Raw genomic sequence first — 23,606 nt, 5'->3', positions numbered from 1 at the left:
GATTAAAGTTTGATTTCTACGTTTACACCACTTGGAAGATCCAATTTCATCAAAGCATCAACTGTTTTTTGAGTTGGGTTAACGATATCGATCAAACGTTTGTGTGTACGCATTTCAAATTGTTCGCGAGAGTCTTTATATTTGTGAGTCGCACGAATGATTGTGTAGAGGCTACGTTCAGTTGGAAGTGGGATTGGACCCGCAACTTGTGCACCTGTACGAGTAGCTGATTCTACGATTTTTGCAGCCGCTGTGTCAAGCGTACGGTGTTCGTAAGCTTTCAAACGGATACGGATTTTTTTGTTTGCCATCTTTTTCTCCTTTTCGTCTATTTAAGATAATAGGCTAGCTCCACAAGAAAACCGACGCGGTGTTGCGTGGCAATGCAACCGAGCGTGTCGCAACCTCTTGCATCAAAGCTAAGGCTGTAATTTACAGCACCATAATAGAATAACACAAAGCCCCTGCGATTGCAAGGGATTTGTTGCTGTTTTTTCGTTTTTTTACAATGAAACTGTTTTCTTTTTTATAGGTCATTTATTTAACTATTCTTTATAGAAGAAAGTTACTCTCTCTTCACCTGTTCATAGCTTTCTTTTCCGTCATTAAGCTTATCCCAAATCACTACCTGCCCACTTTTGAGAGATTTTTGCACATCGATAATTCGTTGGTTGGACGAACCTCGAAACTGGAGCATGAGATTTCTCTTAGTTCGGTCATACCGTCCATCGACAAGGATGTCAATTAGCGACAATAGTTCCAGTTTATCTGGAGTTTCCAACATCATTTCTTCCCATGTATAGCCCGTCCAGGACCAGATATCCTTATCTGGCAATTCCTTCCGAATCCGCTTAACGAGTGGCAAAAGAATCCCAGTATTGAGAAAAGGCTCCCCTCCCAGCAAAGTCAAGCCTTGAACATAGGGTTGAGCAAGATCTGCCATAATCTGTTCTTCTAATTCTGCTGTATAGGGAATTCCTGCCTTGAAAGACCAAGTCGCTACATTATAACATCCCTCGCAGTGAAACATGCAGCCTGATACATAGAGAGAGTTACGCACACCCTCTCCATCTACAAAGTTAAAGGCCTTGTAATCAATAATCCGCCCTTGACTGAGTTCTTCGCTTTTCCATTCTTGTGGTTTAGGATTATTCATTCACTACCTCTATCCAATAACGCTCCACACCATTACGAACATCCTCAAGGAGCCCACCATTTGCTAAAATGACTGCTCTGCTAGCAGGATTATTTACGCTACAGGTCACAAGAGTTCTCTTGATATTCTTTTCCTTAGCAACTTGCAAGCCCTGACGGAGAGTTTCCTTAGCATAACCCTTGCCTCTTTCTGATGGACGAATGGAGTAGCCAATGTGGCCACCTTCTTCTAGTAGAAAGTTACTGAGGCGCAACCGGAGATTAAGAAATCCAATTGCTCTATCTTTCACAGAAAAAGCTACTAACTGAATTGCGGGAACCCACCCTTCAGGCAGCTTAATTCCCATTTCCTGATTCTGATTGCTTTCCAACCACTCTTCATACACAAAGTTCTCTGTATCCCAAAATCCTCCGTCATGGGCTGATTGGCTCTTTTCAAACTCTGCCATCATCTCTAAAACTGTTTCTTTATCTGCTAATCTTGGTCTGCGTAGTTCCATCCTTACCTCCCACTAAGAGAAAAGCGAGAGTTGACTCTCACTTTTATTTTTTCTTGTTCTTGTTTAAAAATTGTTCTCTGAGGTTGAGCAAACGTTCTTTCTTACCAGCTCCACCTTTAGAGTGTTTCTCGTGATAACGGGTCACTTGTGCGCGCCCCTTATCGTCTAATTGATATTTTCCCATCTCATTTCTTTCTAATTGGTTACTTGATGACCAGCTATTTTAATCGTTGAGCCATTCATGTGTTTGACACGCGCTGCGATTTCCTTGTGACGTCCATTGACCATAGGTCTCGCTTGAGGATTGCCTAAATAGCCACAAGTCCGTTTAACAACGTCTACTGTTTTAGGGTCGCTATTGCCACAGTTAGGACAAGCAAAGCCCCTCTCAGTTGGTTCAAAATCCCCTTCAAAATCACACTTGTAGCAACGGTCAATTGGTGTATTGGTCCCTAGATAGCCGACACGGTCATAGGCATAGTCCCAGACAGCTTCCAAGGCCTTTGGATTTTGCTGGAGAACTGGATACTCACAATAATGGATGAAACCACCCGACGCACCTGCTTCTGGATAGATTTTTTCAAAATCCAGTTTTTCAAACGGTGTTGGATTTTTACGAACATCGTAGTGGAAAGAGTTGGTGTAGTATTCCTTGTCTGTAATATCAGGAATAGAACCAAACTTCTCTGTATCTAGTCGACAGAAACGGTCTGTCAAACTTTCAGATGGTGTTGAGTAGATAGAGAAATGATAGCCATATTGGTCAGACCACTCTTCTACACGGCGTTTCATATCACGAATGATGTCCAGAGTGAATTCCTTGGCTTCTGTATTGTGTTCCCAGCTATTTCCAAAGAAGACAGTAGCCACTTCGTACAAACCGATGTAACCCAGCGAAACAGTTGCCCGACGATTCTTAAAGAGCTGGTCAACACTTTCTTCTTTACCTAGACGATGGCCAAAAGCACCGTACTGATAAAGGATAGGAGCATTCGCTGGCGTCGCTTCTTTAGTGCGTTCGACACGGTAAACCAGAGCATCTTCTGCGATATTCATACGCTCGTTGAAGATTTCCCAGAACTTATTCATGTCGCCCTCAGACTCAAGAGCAATACGAGGCAGGTTAACTGTCACAACACCCAGATTCATACGGCCTGAATTGACTTCTACACCATTCTCATCCTTCCACCCTTGGAGAAAGGAACGGCAACCCATAGGCACCTTAAAAGAACCTGTCAAGTCAACAATCTTATCGTAAGACAAGACGTCTGGGTACATCCGCTTGGTTGCACACTCAAGAGCCAACTGCTTAATGTCGTAGTTGGGAGTCCCTTCTTCCAAGTTAAGACCTCTTTTCAGAGTAAAAATCAGTTTAGGGAAGATAGCCGTACGATGTTCTGAACCAAGACCCTTGATACGAATAGTCAAAATAGCTTTTTGAATTTCTCGTTCAAAACGACTAGTTCCTAAACCAAAACCTAGCGAAGTAAAAGGTGTTTGTCCATTTGAAGTGAAGAGAGTATTAATTTCATACTCGAGAGATTGCATGGCATCATAGATGTCTTTTTGTGTTTTCTTCCAAGCGTAATCTTCCCGTTTGTCAGGTAAGACCCACTCTTCCGCATCCTTAAGGTGTTTTTGATAATTCTTCTCTGCATAAGGCGCCAAGACCTCATCGATACGGTCAGCTGAACAGCCTCCATACTGGCTAGAAGCAACGTTGGCAATGATTTGGGAAATCTGAGCTGTTGCAGTCTGGATAGACTTAGGACTTTCCACCTCCGCATTTCCAATCTTAAAACCATTCTCCAACATCCCCTTGAAATCAATCAAACAGCAGTTGGTCATAGGGGTGTAGGGGCTATAATCCAAATCATGATAGTGGATATCCCCCTTTTGGTGGGCATTGGCTACGTGCTTAGGGAGCATTTGCAGTCCGATTGATTTCCCAACAATCCCCGCCGTCAAATCACGCTGGGTATTAAAAACATCACTATCTTTATTAGCATTCTCATTGACAACTGCCTGATCTTTATTGAGAAGCTTATGGATACTAAAGTTAATATCTGTCGCTTTTGAGCGCTCAAAATCCCTCTGTGTCCGATAAGTGATATACTCCTCAGCTAGCGCATATTCTTTGGCTTCAAGGAGTTCATGCTCTACAATATTTTGGATTTCATAAATCTTAACTCCCTGCGGAAAGCGACTTTGAATTTCTGTGACAATTCGCTCAGTCAGAGCATTGAGGCGTTTTTCGACTAAGGGTGTCACATCCATAACCTTATCTGCCGCCTTGTGGAGAGCCTTGTCAATCTTATCCACATCAAATACAACACGTCTCCCATCTCGTTTTTCAACGAAGAGAGTTGGCAAAATTGTAATTTTTTCTTCTAGTGCAATCATATACATGCTCGTTTCTAAAATGTTCTTTCTAAAAAGTATTATACCACTCTAAAAAGAAAAATCAATATCTTGTGTTAAAAATCCTAAAATTTTTAAAAATACACAAGATATTGATTTTGTTATTTAATTTTATAGACTTTAAATTCTGAGTAATCAGTCTTCACTTGTTGGTAATTTTCTTTCAAGATTGTTTCTACTTCAGACCAGACTGCCACCTTGTCGTTTACCACAATCACCTTAGGTTGGTTTTCTTTCAAGTCATTGATTAAACTAGTTTTATTCTCTTCTGTACTCGTGTAAAGAAGAGGTGATAGGAACATGGATCCAGCCAAACGCTGGCTTTCTTTATACATCTGAACATGTGAATCCCAAATATAAATTTGGTCTCCCTCACTCGTCTCTTGTTTGACTCTGTCTACTACTTGATGTTGTTCTCTATAAGAAGCTGGATGCAAGACAAAACGAGCTACAAAAGGAATTGCAATCAGATAAACCACCACTAGGATCGGTAAGTAGAGATTCCCTTTCATGAATTTTTTCCATAAAGTAGGAACATCTTCTCTTCTCCGACGACGAGCTCCTCTAGCTGAATGTTTCCCACGAATACTGGTCATCAAAAGAAGGAGTAAAGACGGAAGGATTAGAATCAAACGAGAACCGTGAAGAGGTTCTTGAGAAAAAAGCAACAAGACTAATACAAATAAGAAAGCAAAACTAGCTGGTACTGAAATAACATATAATCTTGATGCCTTTGATTGGAACAATCCTAGAAAAATAAGGAAGAGAGCTCCTAAACCAAAGGTCAACAAACCATAGAATACAACATTATCCATTAGTTGGGGATTGGTAAAGACCTGAAGGGAATCAATCGGATACAAAAGACTCCCTATAGCTTCTCCAAAACCACCTGAAGCAAGAACATAGTATCCTACTGGGTAAAAGATGAGAGAAAAGCCAAGTGCTGCTGCAAAAAACTGATAAACTCCATGAGCAAGGCGACCATGCCCAACATTAAAGACAAATAAACCAATCGTTACTACTGCAGTAAAGAGAAGACTTGTAATAGGCTCTATGAAAAATGATAGACCCAAAAAGAACCCCAGACGTAGAAATCCCTTGTCATGGTTAGGATTTGATAGATAAGCTGCTATGAACGAAAATCCTGCAAACAGAAATGGCAAAGCTAAAATCGTTGCATATCCTCCTCCAAAACCGAGACCAGATACCAAAATATAAAATATGGTTAGGAGTTGCTTGGCTTGTTCCTTTTGTCCCGTCAGATAGTCAGTTGAAGAAAAGAGGAAGTAACCTCCTCCTAAGAGGGCTAGCCATTCTACCAAGGCAAAAAGAATGCCTCCTTGGGTAATATAAAGTAGCAAGTAATAAATAAGACCGTGACTAGCATAATAGCTACTGTAGATCTGTCCTCCCTGATGTAAAGCCCACCCTATATACAAATCCTGCGCCTGAGAGGGACTTACCATATCTAAAAGTAAAGGTATCACCACAGAAAAAAACGTTGCAATCGTACTTCCAATGATGAGTCTGAAAAACGGGAAAGCTACCTGTTCTTCTTTTTCTACATGAGATTCAAGGTTCCTATCCAATCTATTTTCAATTTCATTACTCTGTATCGTTTCGGATACTTCTTCGATTCTGCCATATACAGCCATGTCGTTTCTCCTATTCAATTTATCTGTCTTAGTATATCAAAAAGACCTAAAATTGTCAGCTTGCGATGGCTGTTTGAGTGATTTTTTGCTTAGTTTCACAAAGGTTTCAATTTCCCGAAATCGATGTAAATTCGTCTGTTTAAATGTTATGATATAATCCAATTCTTTCTGAGTCAGCATCTTTCCTCCTACATCTTCTTATTCGTAAAAGGCAAGAAAAATAGGACTGGTTTGTGTCCTAAGTCCTAGATTTCTTATAAGATTGGGGCAAATAACTGGGCAATTTCCTTAATCAATTTCTGATACCAGCTATTTTTTATCGTATGAGGGAAAATTTCTTGCGATGCTGAAAAAATCTCTTGAAAATCTTTTTGAATCTCTGTGATTGATGCCGTTTTATATAGCAAAACTGCATCTTCATAGTGATGAAGCAAACTTCTATAATCTAAATTAATCGTTCCAACTGCAGCAAAGTCCTTGTCCACTAGGATTTGTTTACTATGGATGAAGCCAGGACTATACTCAAAAATCCTGACTCCTGCTGACAACAAATCCGGATAGGCCCCTCTCGTGATGAGTTGGATTAATTTTTTATCCGGAATGAAAGGGGTCACAATGCGGACATCAACACCCCTCATGGCCGCATTTTTAATACTCTCTGTTAAATCATAGTCAATAATCAAATAGGGTGTCGTGATATAGACTGAATCAGTAGCCTGATTAATCAAACTTTGATAGACTTTTTTCCCTACTTGAGTACGGAAGATGGGCTTGGGTCCACTACCGTAAGGAATGCAGAGCCCTTGGCCAGAACAAGGCTGATTTTCCAAGTGATACTGGTCAAAATCGCTGATTTCCCCACGATTGATGTACCAAGTCATCAAAAAGAGACGAGTTAGAGCCTTGACACCAGGACCATCTAAGCGAATCCCACTGTCCTTCCAATAGCCAAAGCGTTCTACATGGTTGATGTACTCATCAGCTAAGTTAATACCTCCTGTATAGGCTACCTGACCATCTATAACAAGGATTTTACGATGGTCTCGATTATTATAAGCTACCGTCAAACGAGGAATCACCTTGTTAAACTTATGAGCTTCAATTCCTCGACTACGAAGCTGAACAGTATAGTCTCCAGGTAAAGTCGCCATACAGCCGATATCATCATAGAGCATCTTGACCTCTACACCCTGAGCTGCCTTTTGCTCTAGTATATCTAGTATGCTATTCCACATCAGACCTTCTTCGACAATATAGTACTCTAGAAAGATAAATTTCTCAGCTTTCTTGAGGTCTTCCAACATATGTTGCCACATGCTTTCACCCGAAGAAAAGAATTGTGAATCTGTTCGATCATAGACATCGGCATTGCTATCCATACTTAGCAAAGATTTGATAACTCCGTAAGCCGCCTTATCCTCTTCCTTCAATTTCTGGCGGAGAGCTTTACTGTTATCCTCCCGAAAATGCATGGAACCAAGTTTGTCCAACTGCTTGATTTCTTTTTTGGACAATCGTCTTTCACCAAACATCAGATAGAGCAAAGGACCAATAACAGGAACAAAAGTTACCACTAACCACATCACTTTGCTTTCAGGCGCCATGGAACGATTGACAATCGCTACGATAGTCGCCATACTCATAAATATTAAGAGAATAACCCAAAGAATAGGGGCCATACGCCCTAAATAAAGAAAGAGACCAAAAACAAGACACAGTTCAAGCAGCATAATCGAAAGACTAAAGCCATACTTGGACATCAATAATTGAAATTTTCTATATTTCATATCCCCTCCTTGATATTGTGATACTCAATGAAAAGCAAAGAGCAAACTAGGAAGCTAGTCGCAGGTTGCTCAAAACACTGTTTTGAGGTTGCAGATGGAAGCTGACGTGGTTTGAAGAGATTTTCGAAGAGTATGAATGCTAAAAACAGGTAATTAATACTAGTATAACGCAGGTATTCGGTAGAAGGCAAGTATTTATAATCATTTTTCTGAGTAAAAGCAAAAGAGACTGACAAAACCAGTCTCCTTCTAGTTTATTTTGATAAAACAATGCGATCAGACGCGTCTCTATCCATATCGTCGATAATCATCTGATTTCCATTGATTGCATAAATCTTGGCATCATCACCAATAATCATGCGTTGATTAGCAGCGTCGAAGCTAACCTGCTTGATTTCTTGTTCCCCATCAGTTTCTACCTGTGTCCAGGTGCCAGTTGTTCCAGTTACCACTAAAGTGATACGGTCTCCTTCGTCCTGACCAGTATAAGTTCCATCAATATTAGTTGGTTGAGCCTCAGGCGTATTTTGTGAAGAACTTGTTGCTGCCTGGTTTGTATTTTCTGTAGAAGATGAAGCAGCTTGTGATTGTTGAGTTTGTTGTGTTTGCGGTTGATCCGCTGGTTGTTGAACCTGTTGCGCTCTTTGTGAACAAGCTACTAAGAGACTAAGACTTGCTAAAGAAGCAAGAGAAAGTGTGAATCTTTTTAATTTCATGATGAATTTCCTTTCTGCTACCAATGTAGAGAATGTTTCTTCTAACTGATAGTTCCCCTAGTATAACAAGTTCAAAAAAGGAGGTCAATTTATCTGCTCATGGGTCAGTAGGTGGCTCCGTACTTCTGAGATAAAATAGAGAGATCCTGTAACAAACAACAAATCCTGGGTATCGGCTCTTTCTTCGAAACTGCTGATAAATTCGCGATAAGAAGGAATTACATCGTAACCTGTTATATCTGTCTCATCTAAAGAACCCTGATAGTCAAAGCCGGTCACCTTGAGTTCCACCTGAGGCAAATTTTCAGTTAGATAAGCCAACATCCCTTGATAATCCTTCCGTTTCAAGGCTCCAAATAGGATTTGAGGACGATATCCTTCCTGCTCTTTTTCTTTGATAAACTCAACCAAGCGAGTCAAGGCAGGGAGATTATGGGCACCGTCCAAGTAGATATGAGAACGAATACGCTCCAAACGTCCAGCCCAATGGGTCTTCTCCAAAGCTCGTCTTACAGCCTGCTCATCAACAACTTCCTTTCTTTCTCCCATAAAAAGAAGAAAAGTTTGCAACGCCAAGGCCGCATTCTCCTGCTGATAAGCTCCTTCTAAACCTATTTTCAGCCGCGAAATATTTAGTAAAGAACTTGAAAAATCGCCATTCAGCATTGAAAAATCTTGGCCTGCCTGATAAAGGTCAACAGCTAAAGATTCGGCTTTTTTCTGACAAACAAGACTAGCTTCTGAAGGCAATTTTGCAATCACTGCCTTCTTACCAGTCTTGAAAATACCAGCTTTCTGCTCTGCGATTGCTTCTAGACTATCGCCCAAGGTCTCCTGGTGGTCAAGCCCAATGGAGGTGATGACAGCAAGCTCTCCAGTTACCACATTGGTCGTGTCAAGTAAGCCACCAATTCCCACTTCTAGTAAAACCAAATCCACCTCTTGCTCCCTAAAATAGAGGAAAGCAATCAAGGTCAGCAATTCAAAAAAGAACAACTGGTCATGAGTCTGCAGAAGCGTCTTTTCCATCTCCTTGACCTGCTCAGCTAAACGGATAAAGTCTGCGTCTGCTATAGGTTGTCCATTAATGCAGATTCGGTCATTGACGGAGACAATATGAGGGGAGGTAAAGGTCGCAACTTTCTTTCCATGCCCCATAAATATTCCCCTCATAAAAGCAATGGTAGAACCTTTCCCATTAGTCCCTGTCACATGGATAATAGGATAAGACTTCTCAGGATTTCCTAACAAATCCACCGCTTCTTGCATTCGGCCCAAACCTGATCGAAAATTCAAACCAATCCGACTATGAAGCCATTCTTCTACTTCAAACATATACCTCTCCTTAATTACAGGTTCAATCAACTGCCTCAATAAAGTCTCATAACTAACAAAAACGAGGCCAGGATTTTCGTCCCGACCTCTCACCTGGTTAGCTAATAACTAGCTACTATGAATATTAACTTGGGGTAAAAACATCCCCCGGACTTACCAGCTCTCTCTTGTTACAAAGAGCTGGGCTAAAAACATCCACTGGATGTGCCTGCGTTTCTAATTTCTAGCGCAGGGCTAAACACGTCCACTGGACGTGTTTACTCCTCCATAAAGCTGTTGAAGACTTCTTCAATCATGTTCCATTCGTCTTCCGAGTCTTCTGGGATTGGTTGCAATTCGCCTTCTGTTCCATCTTCGTTTTCGATGAATGAGTAAGCTTGGATTTCAACTTGTCCGTCTTCGTCTTCTTCTGCGTTAACTGGTACTAGAAGAACATAGTTTTTACCAAATTCTTCTTTTCCATCAATCGTCAAAAGGATTTCAAACAAGGTTTCGTTTCCTTGCTCATCTACTAGTGTGATTAATTCACGTTCTTCGTGGTCGTGGTTATGATCGTGTGACATAGCCTCTCCTTTGTATTAAAATTTTCTATCTAAATAATTTTGTAAAATCAGCTGAGCTGCTAACTTATCAATGACTTTCTTGCGCTTGTTACGGCTAATATCTGCTTGCTCAATTAACATGCGCTCTGCGGCAACTGTTGTCAAGCGTTCATCTTGATAGTCTACTGGTAAATCAAAAAGCTCTTCTAACTTTGCTCCGTATGCCTGACTAGCTTCCACGCGCGGTCCGCTTGTATTGTTCATATTTTTAGGTAAGCCCACTACAAATCGTTCCACCTTGTAAGTATCAACCAACTCTTTAACGCGGTCAAAACCAAATTGGCCTTGCTCCTCGTTGATTTGGATGATTTCAAGTCCTTGAGCTGTAAAACCAAGCGGATCGCTAATAGCCACCCCTACCGTTTTTGAACCGACGTCCAATCCCATAATTCTCATAGGTTATAGATCGACTCCTTGTCCTTTAAGGTAGTAGCGGACCAATTCTTCAACGATTTCATCGCGCTCATACTTACGGATTTGATTTCGTGCATTATTATAACGAGGAACGTAGGCAGGGTCTCCACTCAATACGTAACCTACGATTTGGTTAATCGGGTTGTAGCCCTTATCGTTCAACGAAGCATAAACATCAGTCAGAGTTTCGCTAATTTCTTTTTTATTGGAATCGTCCAATTTAAAACGTACTGTTTCTTCAGTAAATCCCATTCTAACACCCTCTTTCCTTAGAATAGTACCATTATAGCATAATTCCTTACGTTCTACAATTCAGGCAGTCTATTTATTTGGATTTTCTATTGTTCTGTCGCGCCATTTGCCAATCTGTCTGCTACATATTGACTCGGTTCATTTTTCAAAAGATTTTCTAAACCAATGTTCTTCAAATATTCTAACTGAGAAGCCTTCTTGACATCCAAAACTTGAAAATCAAAACTAGTCGTTGTTTGAAGTTCTGTTGCACTCAATAGTTTAGTTTCAAGCTTAAATCCTGCTAATTTACGAGCTTCTATGATAGCCTCATCCTTCTCCTCCGCTTCAAGAAGAGCTTTTTGAGTTTCTTCCACTCCATGTTGGTCGATATAGGTCTTCAACTCATCTGAGACTGGACGCTTTTGTTGGATGGTTAGGTTCAAAAAAGTCTTGTCTTTATAAGTAATGGTTTGGGTTTGCTGGCTGCCATCATCTGACTTGGGCAAAACCAAAGTCTTGGTTACAACTGTATTCTTCTCAGCATTTTCAATAACTGGCAATGCCGACTGAAGCGTATCCTTTTCTGTTTTTGTAGCTGTTCCAGTTTCTTTTTTCTGTCCGCAACCAACCAGGACAAAAAGGAAAGCTAGGCTAACAAGAACAATTCTTTTCATTTCTCTCTTCTTTCTTTTTGAAATTAAAATAGAATAAGACTGGGAATTGCTCCCAGCCTTGATGTTTATAAAGCTGCACGCAAACGTGCTTCTGCATTTTCTACATTACGGACAGAGCGTGGTAGGAAGGCACGAATATCATCTTCCTTATAGCCAACTTGCAGGCGTTTTTCATCCACAAGGATTGGGCTCTTTAAAATTCTCGGCGTTTCCATAATCAGATTGAGGACTTCATTGACGCTCAAATCTTCAATATCCACTCCAAGGGCTTTGGCATAGCGATTTTTAGATGAAACGATGCTGGCTATTCCGTTATCTGTTTTGGTCAGAATATCCAGTAATTCTTCTCGCGTAATTCCTTCTTTACCAAGGTTTTGTTCTTTATAACTTAACTGGTGGGCATTGAGCCAGGTTTTTGCTTTTTTACAGCTAGTACAACTTGAGACTGTATAAATTTTAATCATGTACCTACCCCTTTCGCTACATGTTACTATCAGTTTAGTCTATTATACCATAAAAAACATCCGACTTGCGACCTATTTTTAAATTTTTTTGACTTTTTTCGTCATTTTCGTACTTTTTTCTTGACAAAATGAAATTTACAGCCATTCTTGATATTTCTTGATATAGATTTTTTTCACAATTGTCACACTAATCATATACAAAATAATGATGAAAAGTAAAAAGATGAAATAAATCGATTTTAAAGGAGTTAGATGGAGAAGGCTAGCTAGTGGACTGTAGGGAAGGAAGGTCACAAAGGCTGCAGCCAATAGGGTTGTCACAAGGACTAGCCAAGCTGGACGACTTTGTAAAAAGGGAATTTTGGCTGAACGCAGCATATGGATAACCATGGTCTGTGACCACATGGACTCGATAAACCAACCTGTCTGAAACAAGACAATAAATCCTACAGCAGACTCCGCTCCATGGACATAGGCTTGATCTGTCGTCATGGGTACAATGATAAAATAGAGCAAAATAAAGGTCAAAATGTCAAAGGCAGAAGAGATAGGCCCCATCCAAACCATGAAACGTGTGATGGACTTAGCTTCCCATATATGCGGATTTCTCAAAAAATCTTTATCCACCTTGTCAAAAGGCAAGGCAATACAAGACAAATCATAGACTAGATTTAGGATAATCAAATGGACTGGAGCCATCGGTAAAAATGGTAAAAAGATTCCAGAAACCAAAAGGGATAAGATATTCCCAAAATTAGAACTCACTGTCATTTTGATATATTTGGTCATATTGGCATAGACCTTACGCCCTTCAACAAGTCCTTTTTCAAGTACCATGAGATCCTTATCAAGTAGGATAACATCAGCTGTTTCTTTGGCAATATCTACTGCTGTATCAACAGAAATCCCCACATCTGCAACTTTCATAGAAGGAGCATCATTGATCCCATCTCCCATATAGCCAACAGCATGACCATTAGCCTTAAATTGCAAAATAATCCTCGCTTTTTGGTCAGGTGAAAGCTTGGCAAAGACTGTTACCTCCTCTACGGCTTGAGCCAATTCTTGATCACTCATCTGGTCAATTTCAGACCCTAACAGCATCTGATTGATATCCAAACCAACCTTTTCACAGACTGCTTGGGTAACTTTTTCGTTGTCTCCCGTCAAAATCTTTGTTTGAACCCCATGTTCTAACAGAGCCTTAATTGCTGGTGCTGCAGATGGTTTAGGAGGATCTAGGAAGGCTAAATAACCAGTTAGAATCATATCCCCTTCGTCATCAACTGTATAGGCATGGCCTTCCCTCAAACCTGACTTATAGGCCACTCCCAAGACACGCAAACCTTGTTGATTGAGTTGTCTGACTTCTGCTAAAATTTCTTCTCTAATAACATCTGTCAAGGGAGTAATCACTCCTTGGTATTCCGCATAACTGGAAATCGTCAACATCTCCTCTAGGGCACCCTTGGTTACCAAACTAACAACTTCGTGTTCATCCTTAACGATAACACTCATCCGTCTACGTTCAAAATCAAAGGGAAGCTCATCTATTTTTTGAAAAGTTTGAGCCAGATTTTGCAAGAGGGCGTGTTCTTTTGCTTCCTTTTCAGTCCGTTTGATGATGGCTCTGTCCATCAAATTTTTCAAGCCCGTTTGAAAATAAGAATTGAGATAAGCTCGTCTCAAGACGGTCAAATCCAAGCGTCCGTGGATGTCCAAGGGATATTCAAGGACAATTTCGTCTTGGGTTAGAGTTCCTGTCTTATCTGTACACAAAATATCAATCGCCCCTAAGTCCTGTATGGCATTGAGTTTCTTGATAACCACTTTTTCCTTGGCCATAATGATGGAGCCTTTTGCTAGACTGGCCGTGATAATCATAGGAAGCATCTCAGGTGTCAATCCAACACCAACACTCAAAGCAAATACGCCAGCTTCCAGCCAGTCACCATCTGTTAAACCATTGGACAAGAAAACGATGGGCACCATGACCAGCATCAAACGAATCAAGAGCCACGAAATACTATTCATCTCCCGTTCAAACGAAGTAGGCTCATCATAGGTGTTCAAAGTCTGCTCAATGGCCCCCATCATGGTATCATCACCAACTGCTAAAACCACGGCCTTGGCACTACCAGATAAGACATTGGTTCCCATAAAGGCGAGCGCTTCTGCTTCTAGCAGACTATCAGATTGTTGAACTGTTGCCTTGGTCAAGGCCAATTTTTCAACAGAATCACTTTCGCCTGTCAAGCCCGACTGTTGGACAAAGAAATCGCGCGACTCAAATAAAAGAAGATCTGCTGGAATCATGTCTCCAGCGCTTAATTTAACCACGTCACCCACTACCAAATCATCGATAGGTACTTCTTGGATTTCTCCTTGACGAATGACAGTCGCTGTGTTGACAATCATTTTTGATAGATTGGTCGCAGCCTTATCACTACGGAGTTCTTGGACAAAGCGTATGCCACCAGAAATGAGGACTAGGACAACGATGATAATAGAAGTCGTCGGATCCTCTTGACCTGGTTTTGCCAACCAGACATTGGTCACCAAGGAAATCACGGCGATGACCAGTAAGATGATCGTAAAAGGATTGATAATGGATTCGTAAATCTTTTTGAGGATACTGTCTTCTTGACCCTTTGTGATGGTATTTTCGCCATATAGGTCACGATTTTTCTCCACCTGCTCCTCAGTCAATCCTGTTAGACTTGTCTTATAAAAAGATAGAGTTTCGTTTAAAGATGTATGAATAGCTATTGCTAATCTTTCTTTTGTAGTTTTCATTGGTTTCTCCTATCTGTATGAATGATGTGTTTCATACACAGAGACCAATCACTTTATAAGGGTAGAACGACACAAATCAGCGATTGGCTGTGTATGTGCGGTTCCGGGTGATCGTCAATTTGCATCGTCTATCTCCTTTCTTTGATTTAAACAGTAGAAAATCCCACCATAAAATGGCAGGATTAAAAAACTAATTATCTGTTTTTCGTTCAAGCTTTAACTCCATAGGGCAATGTAATGAGCTTAGTCTTGGCCTTCGCGACCAGGACTGTTGACCAACGAGTAGTGTCTCCACTGCTTTGCGGTAGTCATCCGTATCCCTATGGTAGCCTCACCTACCGTTTTCGTCTTTCAGTATAAACCTTTAAAATTTAAAAGTCAATCATCTGAGTTGTTTAATTCTTAGATAACTATCAACTCTTTTGGAGCTAGGGTCAACAATTCACAACCTGTCTCTGTAATCAGGATATCATCCTCAATACGAACGCCATATTTGCCTTCGATGTAGATACCTGGTTCATCGGTCAAGGCCATACCTGCCTTAATAGTTTCTGTAGAAGTTTGGCTAAAGTAAGGCTCTTCATGAATATCCAGCCCAATACCGTGTCCGATACCGTGGGTAAAGTAGTCGCCATAGCCTGCTTCAATGATAATATCACGAGGAATTTTGTCAAAGTCACGGAAACCTAAGCCAGCCTTAGCTTGGTCAATCAAGGCTTGGTTGGCTTTGAGAACCGTATTGTAAATCTCTGCCTGCTCATCACTGACGTGTCCCAAGTAGATAGTCCGGGTCATATCACTGACATAGTGGTCATAAAGGCAACCGAAGTCCATAGTAACGGCTTCTCCTAGTTCCACTGGTTTGTGCATAGGATGAGCATGAGGTTTGGAAGAGTTGATACCACTAGCTAGAATAGTGTCAAAAGATAAGCCAGATGCTCCCAACTCACGCATACGGAAGTCAAGGAAGTTGGCAATTTCAATTTCAGTTTTTCCTGGCTTAATAAAGTCAAGCGCATCGCGGAAAGCTTGGTCTGAGATAGAACAAGCCTTTCGAATCGCTGCAATCTCTGCCTCATCCTTAATCATTCGAAGACCTTCAACAAACTGAGTTTGTGGAAGCAAGTCAATTCCTTCAAAGGCTACCTGCATACGGTGGTAATAAGATACTGAAATCTCATCCTCAAAACCGATTCGAGACAAGCCCATATCCTTAACAATGCCTGCAATGACAGCCAATTCATCACGATCAGCCACAATCTCAAACCCACTGGTTTCTTGCTTAGCTGCAATGATATAGCGAGAGTCTGTCACCAAGACCTGACGGTCACGGCTGATGAAGACTGTTCCGTTTGAGCCCCAAAAACCAGTCAAATAATAGACGTTTTTAAGGTTATTGATGATGATGCCATCTAGTTCTTTTTCTTGCATTTTAGCTAGAAATGCTTGTACACGTTTATTCATGATGTAACTTTCCTTTCAAATAGTGTCCTGTGTAGCTGGCTTCATTGGCCGCTACTTCTTCTGGAGTTCCTGTTGCGATGATGGTTCCACCACCGACACCGCCCTCAGGTCCCAAGTCAATAATATGGTCTGCAGTCTTAATAACGTCTAGATTGTGCTCAATGACGAGGACTGTATTGCCATCGTCTACAAAGCGAGCTAAAACCTTAAGCAAGCGAGCGATATCCTCGGTATGAAGACCTGTCGTCGGCTCATCCAGAATGTAGAAAGATTTTCCTGTCGATCGTTTGTGGAGTTCACTAGCCAGCTTCATACGCTGGGCTTCTCCCCCAGAAAGGGTGGTAGCTGGTTGCCCTAGCGTCACATAGCCCAGTCCCACATCCTTGATGGTCTGAAGTTTACGTTGAATCTTTGGAATATGTTGGAAGAATTCCACTGCATCGTTGACGGTCATATCCAAGACCTGCGAGATATTTTTTTCCTTGTAATGAACTTCTAGGGTTTCACTATTGTAGCGGGTTCCGTGGCAGACTTCACAAGCCACATAAACATCTGGCAAGAAGTGCATCTCAATCTTGATGATCCCGTCACCTGAGCAGGCTTCACAACGACCTCCCTTAACGTTGAAACTGAAACGACCCTTCTTGTAGCCTCGAATCTTAGCTTCATTTGTCTGAGCAAAAAGGTCACGTATATCGTCAAAAACTCCCGTATAGGTAGCAGGGTTGGACCTCGGCGTTCGTCCGATAGGACTTTGGTCAATGTCAATCAAGCGGTCTACATGCTCAATCCCTGTAATGGTTTTGAATTTACCTGGTTTGTCTGAATTGCGGTTAAGCTTCTGGGCAATGGCTTTTTTGAGGATGCTGTTGATTAAGGTCGATTTCCCTGAACCCGACACACCTGTCACTGCGATGAATTTTCCTAGTGGGAAGCGAGCCGTGACATTTTGCAGGTTGTTCTCACGCGCTCCTGTCACTTCGATAAAACGACCATTTCCGGTACGGCGCTCTGCTGGTACTGGAATGGCACGTTTTCCTGACAAGTACTGGCCTGTGATAGACTTACTGTTACGAGCTACCTGTTTAGGCGTACCTGCCGCAACAATTTCCCCACCAAAAGCACCCGCACCAGGACCAACGTCAATCAGATAATCCGCTTCGCGCATAGTGTCTTCATCATGTTCCACCACAATGAGTGTATTACCCAAGTCACGCATCTTTTTCAGACTGGCAATCAGACGGTCATTGTCCCTCTGGTGAAGCCCAATCGATGGCTCATCTAGGATATAGAGGACACCTGATAGGTTAGAACCAATCTGGGTTGCCAAACGAATACGCTGACTTTCCCCACCTGAAAGGGTTCCTGCCGAACGTGACAGAGTCAGATAGTTAAGACCCACGTTATTAAGGAAGGTCAAACGATCCTTGATTTCCTTGAGAATGGGACGAGCGATGATGGCTTCATTTTCAGAAAGAGTCAACTGACTGACTAATTCCAAGTGGTCTGCGATAGACAGGTCTGAAATTTCTCCGATATGTGGCCCTTGCTCACCACCCACACGGACAGACAAGGCCTGATCATTAAGACGATAGCCGTGACAGGTTCCGCAGGTCAGCTCATTCATGTAGAGGCGCATCTGGGTGCGAGTGTAATCGCTATTAGTTTCATGGTAACGACGTTTGATATTATTGACAACTCCTTCAAACGGAATGTCAATATCGCGTACACCACCAAATTCATTTTCATAGTGGAAATGGAATTCCTTGCCATCAGACCCATAGAGAATCAAGTTCTTATCTTCTTCTGACAAGTCCTCAAAAGGCTTATCCATATCCACTCCAAAGGCTGTCATGGCCTGCTCTAACATATTTGGATAGTAGTTGGATGAGATTGGATTCCAAGGTGCTAGCGCCCCCTCACGTAGCGTTTTGCTGGCATCTGGCACTACCAAATCAGTATCCACCTCCAGCTTGATACCCAAGCCGTCACACTCACTACAAGAACCAAAAGGAGCATTGAATGAGAAGAGACGTGGCTCTAACTCTGGAACAGTAAAGCCACAAACTGGACAGGCATAATGCTCAGAGAACAACAACTCAGAGTCGTCCATAGTGTCGATAATGACATAGCCTTCTGCGATACGAAGGGCAGCCTCAATGGAATCAAAGAGACGACTACGAATGCCCTCCTTGATGACAATACGGTCAACCACGACATCAATATTGTGTTGCTTGCTCTTTGACAATTCTGGCACTTCGGTCACATCATAGACTTCCCCATCCACACGGACACGAACATACCCATCTTTCTGAACCTTCTCGATAACACTCTTATGTTGGCCTTTTTTCTTGCGGATGACAGGGGCCAAGATTTGCAAGCGCTGGCGTTCAGGTAACTCCAAAACCTTATCAACGATTTGCTCCACAGAAGAAGCCTTGATAGCTCCATGCCCGTTGATACAGTAAGGCGTCCCCACACGCGCGTAGAGGAGACGCAGATAGTCATTGATTTCAGTCGTGGTTCCCACTGTCGAGCGAGGGTTTTTACTAGTCGTTTTCTGGTCAATAGAAATAGCTGGGCTGAGGCCATCAATAGCATCTACATCAGGCTTCTCCATATTTCCCAAGAATTGACGAGCGTAGGCTGACAAACTCTCTACATAGCGACGTTGACCCTCCGCATAGAGGGTATCAAAGGCCAGACTGGATTTCCCTGAACCTGATAAGCCTGTTACGACGACCAACTTGTCTCGTGGAATCTCCACATCAATATTTTTTAAATTATGGGCACGCGCCCCATGAATGACAATTTTATCTTGCATCTTTGTTCTTTCTAGTCCATTATTGCTTACCATTATACCAAAAAAAGTGAGATTCTATTACCCAAAAAGCTGATTTTGTAGTATAATAGTACGGTGTGAAAAAATCTGAAAAATGAGAAAGGATAAGGGATATGAAACAAGTTTTTCTCTCTACAACAACTGAATTTAAAGAGATCGATACGCTTGAACCGGGTACTTGGATCAATCTCGTTAATCCGACTCAAAATGAATCACTCGAAATCGCTAACGCCTTCGATATTGATATTGCCGACCTCCGAGCACCGCTCGATGCGGAAGAAATGTCTCGTATTACGATTGAAGACGAGTATACCCTGATTATCGTTGACGTGCCAGTTACAGAAGAAAGAAATAACCGCACCTACTACGTCACCATCCCTCTTGGTATTATCATCACCGAGGAAACCATTATCACTACGTGTTTGGAACCACTACCAGTCCTCGATGTCTTTATCAACCGTCGTTTGCGTAATTTCTACACCTTCATGCGTTCGCGTTTTATCTTCCAGATTCTTTATCGCAATGCAGAGCTTTACCTAACAGCCCTTCGTTCAATCGACCGTAAGAGTGAGCAAATCGAAAGTCAACTGCATCAATCAACTCGTAATGAAGAATTGATTGAGCTCATGGAATTGGAAAAAACCATCGTCTATTTCAAGGCCTCCCTCAAAACAAATGAGCGCGTGATCAAGAAATTGACCAGCTCAACCAGCAATATCAAGAAATACCTTGAGGACGAAGACCTGCTTGAAGATACCCTGATTGAAACCCAACAGGCCATCGAGATGGCAGATATCTATGGAAATGTCTTACACTCTATGACAGAGACCTTTGCCTCTATCATTTCTAACAACCAGAACAACATCATGAAAACCTTGGCCCTTGTGACCATCGTCATGTCTATCCCAACCATGGTCTTTTCTGCCTACGGGATGAACTTTAAGGATAATGAAATCCCCCTAAACGGCGAGCCAAATGCTTTTTGGTTAATCGTCTTTATCGCCTTTGCTATGAGTGTCTCGCTCACTCTCTATCTCATCCATAAAAAATGGTTCTAAGAGGAGTTCCTATGTCTCAGATTGATCTACAAAAATTAACTAAGAAAAACCAAGAGTTTATCCACATCGCTACCCAACAATTCATCAAAGATGGAAAAACAGACGCTGAAATCAAGACTATTTTTGAGGAAGTTATTCCCCAAATCCTTGAGGAGCAAGCCAAGGGTACGACTGCTCGTTCCCTCTACGGCGCACCAACCCATTGGGCTCATAGCTTCTCTGTCAAGGAGCAATATGAAAAAGAGCATCCAAAAGAAAATGATGATCCAAAACTCATGATTATGGACTCAGCTCTTTTCATCACTAGCCTCTTTGCCCTCGTCAGCGCCCTCACAACCTTCTTCTCAGCAGATCAGGCTATCGGTTACGGTTTGATTACCCTCCTGCTAGTTGGACTGGTTGGTGGATTTGCCTTCTACTTGATGTACTACTTCGTTTATCAATACTATGGACCAGATATGGACCGCAGTCAACGTCCACCTTTCTGGAAATCTGTACTAGTTATCCTAGCTTCTATGTTCCTTTGGTTGCTTGTTTTCTTTGCAACAAGCTTCCTACCAGCTAGCCTTAACCCAGTACTTGCTCCATTGCCACTAGCTATTATCGGAGCAGCCCTCCTAACCCTTCGCTTCTATCTCAAGAAACGCTTGAACATCCGCAGCGCAAGTGCAGGACCAACACGTTATTAAGAGAACGATAAAAGCAACTGCAAGTGCGGTTGCTTTTTTACTACTTTCTTGATTTTAAAGTATTCTTCTGAAATCCCATAGTTTTCTCTTATCTTTTGTGATAAAATAGACTCAATCTATTTCTAGGAGGATGAGATATGGTTTCTACTATTGGTATTGTTAGTTTGTCTAGTGGCATTATCGGAGAAGACTTTGTCAAACACGAAGTGGACTTGGGTGTCCAACGTCTCAAGGATCTGGGACTTAATCCTATCTTTTTGCCCCATTCGTTAAAAGGCTTAGACTTTATCAAGGACCATCCTGAAGCCCGTGCGGAGGATTTGATGCAAGCCTTTTCTGATGATAGCATCGACATGATCCTATGCGCCATCGGTGGAGACGATACCTATCGCTTACTACCTTATCTTTTTGAAAATGACCAACTACAAAAAGTTATCAAACAGAAAATTTTTCTTGGCTTCTCAGATACAACCATGAACCATCTCATGTTGCATAAACTAGGTGTTAAAACTTTTTATGGTCAATCCTTTTTAGCAGACATTTGTGAATTGGACAAGGAGATGTTACCCTATAGCCTTCACTACTTTAAAGAATTGATTGAGACGGGAAGAATCTCAGAAATCCGCCCTAGCAATGCTTGGTATGAGGAAAGGACTGACTTCAGTCCCAAGGCTCTGGGGACACCTCGTGTCAGTCATGAAAATACTGGTTTTGAACTGTTGCAAGGAAATGCCCAGTTCGAGGGAAAAATCCTCGGTGGTTGCCTCGAATCCCTCTACGATATCTTTGACAACTCTCGATACACAGATAGCACGGAGCTCTGCCAAAAATACAAACTCTTCCCTGACTTGTCAGACTGGAAAGGAAAAATCCTCTTGCTAGAAACAAGCGAAGAAAAGCCTGAGCTGGAAGACTTCAAAAATATGTTGCGGACTTTAAAAGACACTGGTATATTCGAGGTCATCAGTGGACTCTTGGTCGGAAAACCTATGGATGAAACTTTCTATGACGACTATAAAGAGGCACTATTGGATATTATTGACAGCAATATCCCGATTATCTATAATCTAAATGTCGGCCACGCAACTCCAAGAGCAATTGTACCCTTCGGAGTTCACGCCTATGTAGATGCAAAGGAGCAAATCATTCGCTTTGACTATAACAAAAAATAAATAGTTTCTCTATTTTTGTGCTTTTGTATTCGTTTTCGTTACAATTTGTATCTGAATTTATTGCATTTCGCTAATTTCTATGATATCCTTTTGAAGGAGGTGTATATGACAAAACAAAAAATTAATCGAATCGTAGGTTCTATTGGTGCCTTTATTGGAATTATAGTATTTATTGCCTACATACCTCAAATTATCGCTAATTTACAGGGAAATAAAGCTCAACCATTTCAACCTTTATCAGCTGCTATATCTTGCTTAATCTGGGTTATTTATGGATGGACAAAGGAACCTAAGAAGGATTGGATACTAATCATTCCAAATTCAGCTGGTGTTATTTTAGGTGGAATCACTTTTTTGACTTCACTCTAACAAATCTAATAGTATATATAAAAAGCTGGGAAAAATTTCTCAGCTTTTTTCTATATTCTCAGATATGCTAGTTACCTGTACATACTAACGACCGCTTTTCCACTCACAATCATTCTCATGGTCATCAACTAGCCCTGCAGCCTGTAGAAAAGACAAGACGGCGACTGGGCCTGTGAACTTGAAGCCTCGTTTTTTGAGATCTTTGGCTAACTTCTCAGACAGAGGTGTTTTAGCTGGGGCTTGGCGGTAATCGGGAACATCGTTAACGATCGTTTTCCCCTCAACAAAGGACCAAAGATAGGCATCAAAAGAGCCATATTCTTCCTGTAGTCGTAAAAATGCTTGGGCGTTAGCGCGTGTAGCAAAAATCTTGGCTCTATTTCGGATGATGGCTGGATTCTCCAGCAAGTTTTCCAATTCGGTATCAGTCATCTCTGCGACCGCTTGAATTTGATAGCCATGAAAGGCTTCTCGGAAAGCATGTCGTTTGTTGAGCACCGTTTCCCAAGACAGGCCTGCCTGATAGGTTTCCATACACAACAACTCAAACAATGCTTGGTCATCATGGAGGGGCTGACCCCATTCCTCATCATGATAGGCAATGTAGAGCGGATTGGTCATCTTGACCCACGAACAACGTTTTGTCATGCTCTGCTCCTATTTGACCAACATTTTGAGGGCAGACTTGATATAGTTCTCAGCTGTATCTGTCGTTCCTTCAAAGAATTTCTTGATTTTCTTGAGCTCTGTTGCCTTGTAGCCCAGAGCCAACATGGCTTCCATGGCTTCTTCCAATTCTTGGTTTTCAGCGCTAGCTTGCACTGCTACCTTAGCAGGAAGGTCATCTCCTGCAACTACTACCTTGCCTTCCAAGTCCAGCACCATCTGCTGGGCTGTTTTCTTGCCAATTTTAGGGAATTTGGTCAAGTAGGTGATGTTCTTAGTTTCAATTGCTTGAACCAAGCCAGCATTGTCATCGGCAGCGATGATAGCCAGAGCTGATACAGGACCAATCCCAGAGACCGAAATCAGACTGAGAAAGAGCTTCTTCTCGTCTTCTGAGCGAAATCCATAAAGCAGATGAGCGTCCTCACGCACGACTTGATGCACATAAATCTGAGCCTCCTGATTAACCTGTCCTGAATAGGCATAAGGATTGGCCACATGCAAAATATAACCGATACCATTGACTTCAAGAACAATGTATTTAGCAGTGATTTTGGTAATGATTCCTTTTAAATATTCGTACATAGTTTTCC

23 protein-coding genes and 1 riboswitch are annotated in these 23,606 nt (G+C 41.7%); of the genes, 4 read left to right on the top strand and 19 right to left on the bottom strand.

Annotated features, from left to right (window positions below):
* Window positions 1-2 precede the first annotated feature (2 nt).
* From rpsJ to uvrA, 17 genes are all read right to left on the bottom strand, one after another.
* Entirely contained in the window at window positions 3-311 is a 309-nt protein-coding gene (gene rpsJ, locus MK480_RS02605; protein WP_001284513.1) for a 30S ribosomal protein S10, read from the bottom strand.
* A gap of 254 nt (window positions 312-565) precedes the next feature.
* On the bottom strand, window positions 566-1,156 hold the full coding sequence (gene nrdG, locus MK480_RS02600) for an anaerobic ribonucleoside-triphosphate reductase activating protein (protein WP_084926325.1): 591 nt from the start codon (window positions 1,154-1,156) through the stop codon (window positions 566-568).
* Window positions 1,149-1,655, bottom strand: coding sequence for a GNAT family N-acetyltransferase (locus MK480_RS02595; protein ID WP_173876636.1), 507 nt, complete (start codon window positions 1,653-1,655; stop codon window positions 1,149-1,151). Before MK480_RS02595 ends, nrdG begins: the two co-directional genes overlap by 8 nt.
* A gap of 43 nt (window positions 1,656-1,698) precedes the next feature.
* Window positions 1,699-1,839 (bottom strand): hypothetical protein, encoded by a 141-nt coding sequence (locus MK480_RS02590; RefSeq protein WP_000521618.1) that lies wholly within the window; start codon window positions 1,837-1,839, stop codon window positions 1,699-1,701.
* Window positions 1,840-1,850: 11 nt separating this feature from the next.
* Window positions 1,851-4,058 (bottom strand): anaerobic ribonucleoside-triphosphate reductase, encoded by a 2,208-nt coding sequence (gene nrdD / locus MK480_RS02585; RefSeq protein ID WP_194251491.1) that lies wholly within the window; start codon window positions 4,056-4,058, stop codon window positions 1,851-1,853.
* Between the two features lie 119 nt (window positions 4,059-4,177).
* Window positions 4,178-5,731, bottom strand: a complete 1,554-nt coding sequence (locus MK480_RS02580; protein ID WP_153208745.1) for a damage-inducible protein CinA — start codon at window positions 5,729-5,731, stop codon at window positions 4,178-4,180.
* A 254-nt stretch (window positions 5,732-5,985) separates the two neighbouring features.
* On the bottom strand, window positions 5,986-7,518 hold the full coding sequence (gene cls, locus MK480_RS02575) for a cardiolipin synthase (RefSeq protein WP_125443302.1): 1,533 nt from the start codon (window positions 7,516-7,518) through the stop codon (window positions 5,986-5,988).
* A 254-nt stretch (window positions 7,519-7,772) separates the two neighbouring features.
* Entirely contained in the window at window positions 7,773-8,234 is a 462-nt protein-coding gene (locus MK480_RS02570; RefSeq protein WP_261050473.1) for an SP_0198 family lipoprotein, read from the bottom strand.
* Window positions 8,235-8,318: 84 nt separating this feature from the next.
* Window positions 8,319-9,569, bottom strand: a complete 1,251-nt coding sequence (locus MK480_RS02565) for a bifunctional folylpolyglutamate synthase/dihydrofolate synthase (RefSeq protein WP_084923791.1) — start codon at window positions 9,567-9,569, stop codon at window positions 8,319-8,321.
* Between the two features lie 257 nt (window positions 9,570-9,826).
* Complete coding sequence (locus MK480_RS02560) at window positions 9,827-10,132, bottom strand: DUF1292 domain-containing protein (protein ID WP_000017620.1); 306 nt, start codon at window positions 10,130-10,132, stop codon at window positions 9,827-9,829.
* Window positions 10,133-10,147: 15 nt separating this feature from the next.
* Window positions 10,148-10,567 (bottom strand): Holliday junction resolvase RuvX, encoded by a 420-nt coding sequence (gene ruvX, locus MK480_RS02555; protein WP_033628869.1) that lies wholly within the window; start codon window positions 10,565-10,567, stop codon window positions 10,148-10,150.
* 3 nt (window positions 10,568-10,570) lie between these two features.
* Window positions 10,571-10,837 (bottom strand): IreB family regulatory phosphoprotein, encoded by a 267-nt coding sequence (locus tag MK480_RS02550; protein ID WP_000507059.1) that lies wholly within the window; start codon window positions 10,835-10,837, stop codon window positions 10,571-10,573.
* 86 nt (window positions 10,838-10,923) lie between these two features.
* Entirely contained in the window at window positions 10,924-11,493 is a 570-nt protein-coding gene (locus MK480_RS02545) for an SP0191 family lipoprotein (protein WP_268707158.1), read from the bottom strand.
* 65 nt (window positions 11,494-11,558) lie between these two features.
* Window positions 11,559-11,957, bottom strand: coding sequence for a transcriptional regulator Spx (spx, locus tag MK480_RS02540; protein WP_000591165.1), 399 nt, complete (start codon window positions 11,955-11,957; stop codon window positions 11,559-11,561).
* Window positions 11,958-12,092: 135 nt separating this feature from the next.
* Window positions 12,093-14,753, bottom strand: coding sequence for a magnesium-translocating P-type ATPase (mgtA, locus tag MK480_RS02535; RefSeq protein ID WP_268707157.1), 2,661 nt, complete (start codon window positions 14,751-14,753; stop codon window positions 12,093-12,095).
* A 194-nt stretch (window positions 14,754-14,947) separates the two neighbouring features.
* A riboswitch (M-box (ykoK) riboswitch) is annotated at window positions 14,948-15,098 on the bottom strand.
* A gap of 57 nt (window positions 15,099-15,155) precedes the next feature.
* Window positions 15,156-16,217, bottom strand: a complete 1,062-nt coding sequence (locus tag MK480_RS02530) for a M24 family metallopeptidase (RefSeq protein WP_049543967.1) — start codon at window positions 16,215-16,217, stop codon at window positions 15,156-15,158.
* Window positions 16,210-19,041 carry an excinuclease ABC subunit UvrA gene (uvrA, locus tag MK480_RS02525; RefSeq protein WP_268707156.1) on the bottom strand — a complete coding sequence of 944 codons (2,832 nt, stop codon included), beginning with the start codon at window positions 19,039-19,041 and terminating at the stop codon, window positions 16,210-16,212. Before uvrA ends, MK480_RS02530 begins: the two co-directional genes overlap by 8 nt.
* A gap of 131 nt (window positions 19,042-19,172) precedes the next feature.
* Here uvrA and MK480_RS02520 point away from each other — a divergent pair, with 131 nt between their 5' ends.
* The 4 genes from MK480_RS02520 to MK480_RS02505 all read left to right on the top strand — a co-directional run bounded on the left by MK480_RS02520 (window position 19,173) and on the right by MK480_RS02505 (window position 22,347).
* Window positions 19,173-20,117, top strand: a complete 945-nt coding sequence (locus MK480_RS02520) for a magnesium transporter CorA family protein (RefSeq protein WP_000815623.1) — start codon at window positions 19,173-19,175, stop codon at window positions 20,115-20,117.
* Between the two features lie 11 nt (window positions 20,118-20,128).
* Entirely contained in the window at window positions 20,129-20,806 is a 678-nt protein-coding gene (locus MK480_RS02515) for a DUF1129 domain-containing protein (protein WP_268707155.1), read from the top strand.
* A 137-nt stretch (window positions 20,807-20,943) separates the two neighbouring features.
* Window positions 20,944-21,978, top strand: a complete 1,035-nt coding sequence (locus MK480_RS02510) for a S66 family peptidase (protein ID WP_268707154.1) — start codon at window positions 20,944-20,946, stop codon at window positions 21,976-21,978.
* 105 nt (window positions 21,979-22,083) lie between these two features.
* Window positions 22,084-22,347, top strand: a complete 264-nt coding sequence (locus MK480_RS02505) for a SemiSWEET family transporter (protein ID WP_000166114.1) — start codon at window positions 22,084-22,086, stop codon at window positions 22,345-22,347.
* An 84-nt stretch (window positions 22,348-22,431) separates the two neighbouring features.
* On the opposite strand, the gene MK480_RS02500 is transcribed toward MK480_RS02505, so the two are convergent.
* Together MK480_RS02500 and ruvA are read right to left on the bottom strand one after the other, a co-directional pair.
* The gene (locus tag MK480_RS02500) at window positions 22,432-22,995 is read right to left on the bottom strand and encodes a DNA-3-methyladenine glycosylase I (protein ID WP_000166577.1); all 564 of its coding nucleotides are present in this window, start codon (window positions 22,993-22,995) and stop codon (window positions 22,432-22,434) included.
* A 9-nt stretch (window positions 22,996-23,004) separates the two neighbouring features.
* Complete coding sequence (gene ruvA / locus MK480_RS02495) at window positions 23,005-23,598, bottom strand: Holliday junction branch migration protein RuvA (RefSeq protein ID WP_000273423.1); 594 nt, start codon at window positions 23,596-23,598, stop codon at window positions 23,005-23,007.
* Window positions 23,599-23,606: the final 8 nt, after the last annotated feature.

The organism is Streptococcus mitis (assembly GCF_026782895.1).
GTDB classification, from domain to species: domain Bacteria; phylum Bacillota; class Bacilli; order Lactobacillales; family Streptococcaceae; genus Streptococcus; species Streptococcus mitis_CB.
Note: the sequence above shows the minus strand (reverse complement) of the source record. Positions and strands in the feature narration are given on the sequence as shown.

Excerpts from the sequence above, each read along its gene's own strand:
- ruvX (WP_033628869.1), bottom strand. The coding sequence starts at position 10,567 with ATGAGAATTATGGGATTGGACGTCGGTTCAAAAACGGTAGGGGTGGCT.
- MK480_RS02545 (WP_268707158.1), bottom strand. The coding sequence starts at position 11,493 with ATGAAAAGAATTGTTCTTGTTAGCCTAGCTTTCCTTTTTGTCCTGGTT.
- MK480_RS02515 (WP_268707155.1), top strand. The coding sequence starts at position 20,129 with ATGTCTCAGATTGATCTACAAAAATTAACTAAGAAAAACCAAGAGTTT.
- rpsJ (WP_001284513.1), bottom strand. The coding sequence starts at position 311 with ATGGCAAACAAAAAAATCCGTATCCGTTTGAAAGCTTACGAACACCGT.
- MK480_RS02595 (WP_173876636.1), bottom strand. The coding sequence starts at position 1,655 with ATGGAACTACGCAGACCAAGATTAGCAGATAAAGAAACAGTTTTAGAG.
- MK480_RS02550 (WP_000507059.1), bottom strand. The coding sequence starts at position 10,837 with ATGGGATTTACTGAAGAAACAGTACGTTTTAAATTGGACGATTCCAAT.
- MK480_RS02565 (WP_084923791.1), bottom strand. The coding sequence starts at position 9,569 with ATGTTTGAAGTAGAAGAATGGCTTCATAGTCGGATTGGTTTGAATTTT.
- MK480_RS02530 (WP_049543967.1), bottom strand. The coding sequence starts at position 16,217 with ATGAATAAACGTGTACAAGCATTTCTAGCTAAAATGCAAGAAAAAGAA.
- nrdG (WP_084926325.1), bottom strand. The coding sequence starts at position 1,156 with ATGAATAATCCTAAACCACAAGAATGGAAAAGCGAAGAACTCAGTCAA.
- MK480_RS02560 (WP_000017620.1), bottom strand. The coding sequence starts at position 10,132 with ATGTCACACGATCATAACCACGACCACGAAGAACGTGAATTAATCACA.
- cls (WP_125443302.1), bottom strand. The coding sequence starts at position 7,518 with ATGAAATATAGAAAATTTCAATTATTGATGTCCAAGTATGGCTTTAGT.
- spx (WP_000591165.1), bottom strand. The coding sequence starts at position 11,957 with ATGATTAAAATTTATACAGTCTCAAGTTGTACTAGCTGTAAAAAAGCA.
- MK480_RS02570 (WP_261050473.1), bottom strand. The coding sequence starts at position 8,234 with ATGAAATTAAAAAGATTCACACTTTCTCTTGCTTCTTTAGCAAGTCTT.
- MK480_RS02590 (WP_000521618.1), bottom strand. The coding sequence starts at position 1,839 with ATGGGAAAATATCAATTAGACGATAAGGGGCGCGCACAAGTGACCCGT.
- nrdD (WP_194251491.1), bottom strand. The coding sequence starts at position 4,058 with ATGATTGCACTAGAAGAAAAAATTACAATTTTGCCAACTCTCTTCGTT.
- MK480_RS02520 (WP_000815623.1), top strand. The coding sequence starts at position 19,173 with ATGAAACAAGTTTTTCTCTCTACAACAACTGAATTTAAAGAGATCGAT.
- MK480_RS02500 (WP_000166577.1), bottom strand. The coding sequence starts at position 22,995 with ATGACAAAACGTTGTTCGTGGGTCAAGATGACCAATCCGCTCTACATT.
- mgtA (WP_268707157.1), bottom strand. The coding sequence starts at position 14,753 with ATGAAAACTACAAAAGAAAGATTAGCAATAGCTATTCATACATCTTTA.
- uvrA (WP_268707156.1), bottom strand. The coding sequence starts at position 19,041 with ATGCAAGATAAAATTGTCATTCATGGGGCGCGTGCCCATAATTTAAAA.
- MK480_RS02580 (WP_153208745.1), bottom strand. The coding sequence starts at position 5,731 with ATGGCTGTATATGGCAGAATCGAAGAAGTATCCGAAACGATACAGAGT.
- MK480_RS02505 (WP_000166114.1), top strand. The coding sequence starts at position 22,084 with ATGACAAAACAAAAAATTAATCGAATCGTAGGTTCTATTGGTGCCTTT.
- ruvA (WP_000273423.1), bottom strand. The coding sequence starts at position 23,598 with ATGTACGAATATTTAAAAGGAATCATTACCAAAATCACTGCTAAATAC.
- MK480_RS02510 (WP_268707154.1), top strand. The coding sequence starts at position 20,944 with ATGGTTTCTACTATTGGTATTGTTAGTTTGTCTAGTGGCATTATCGGA.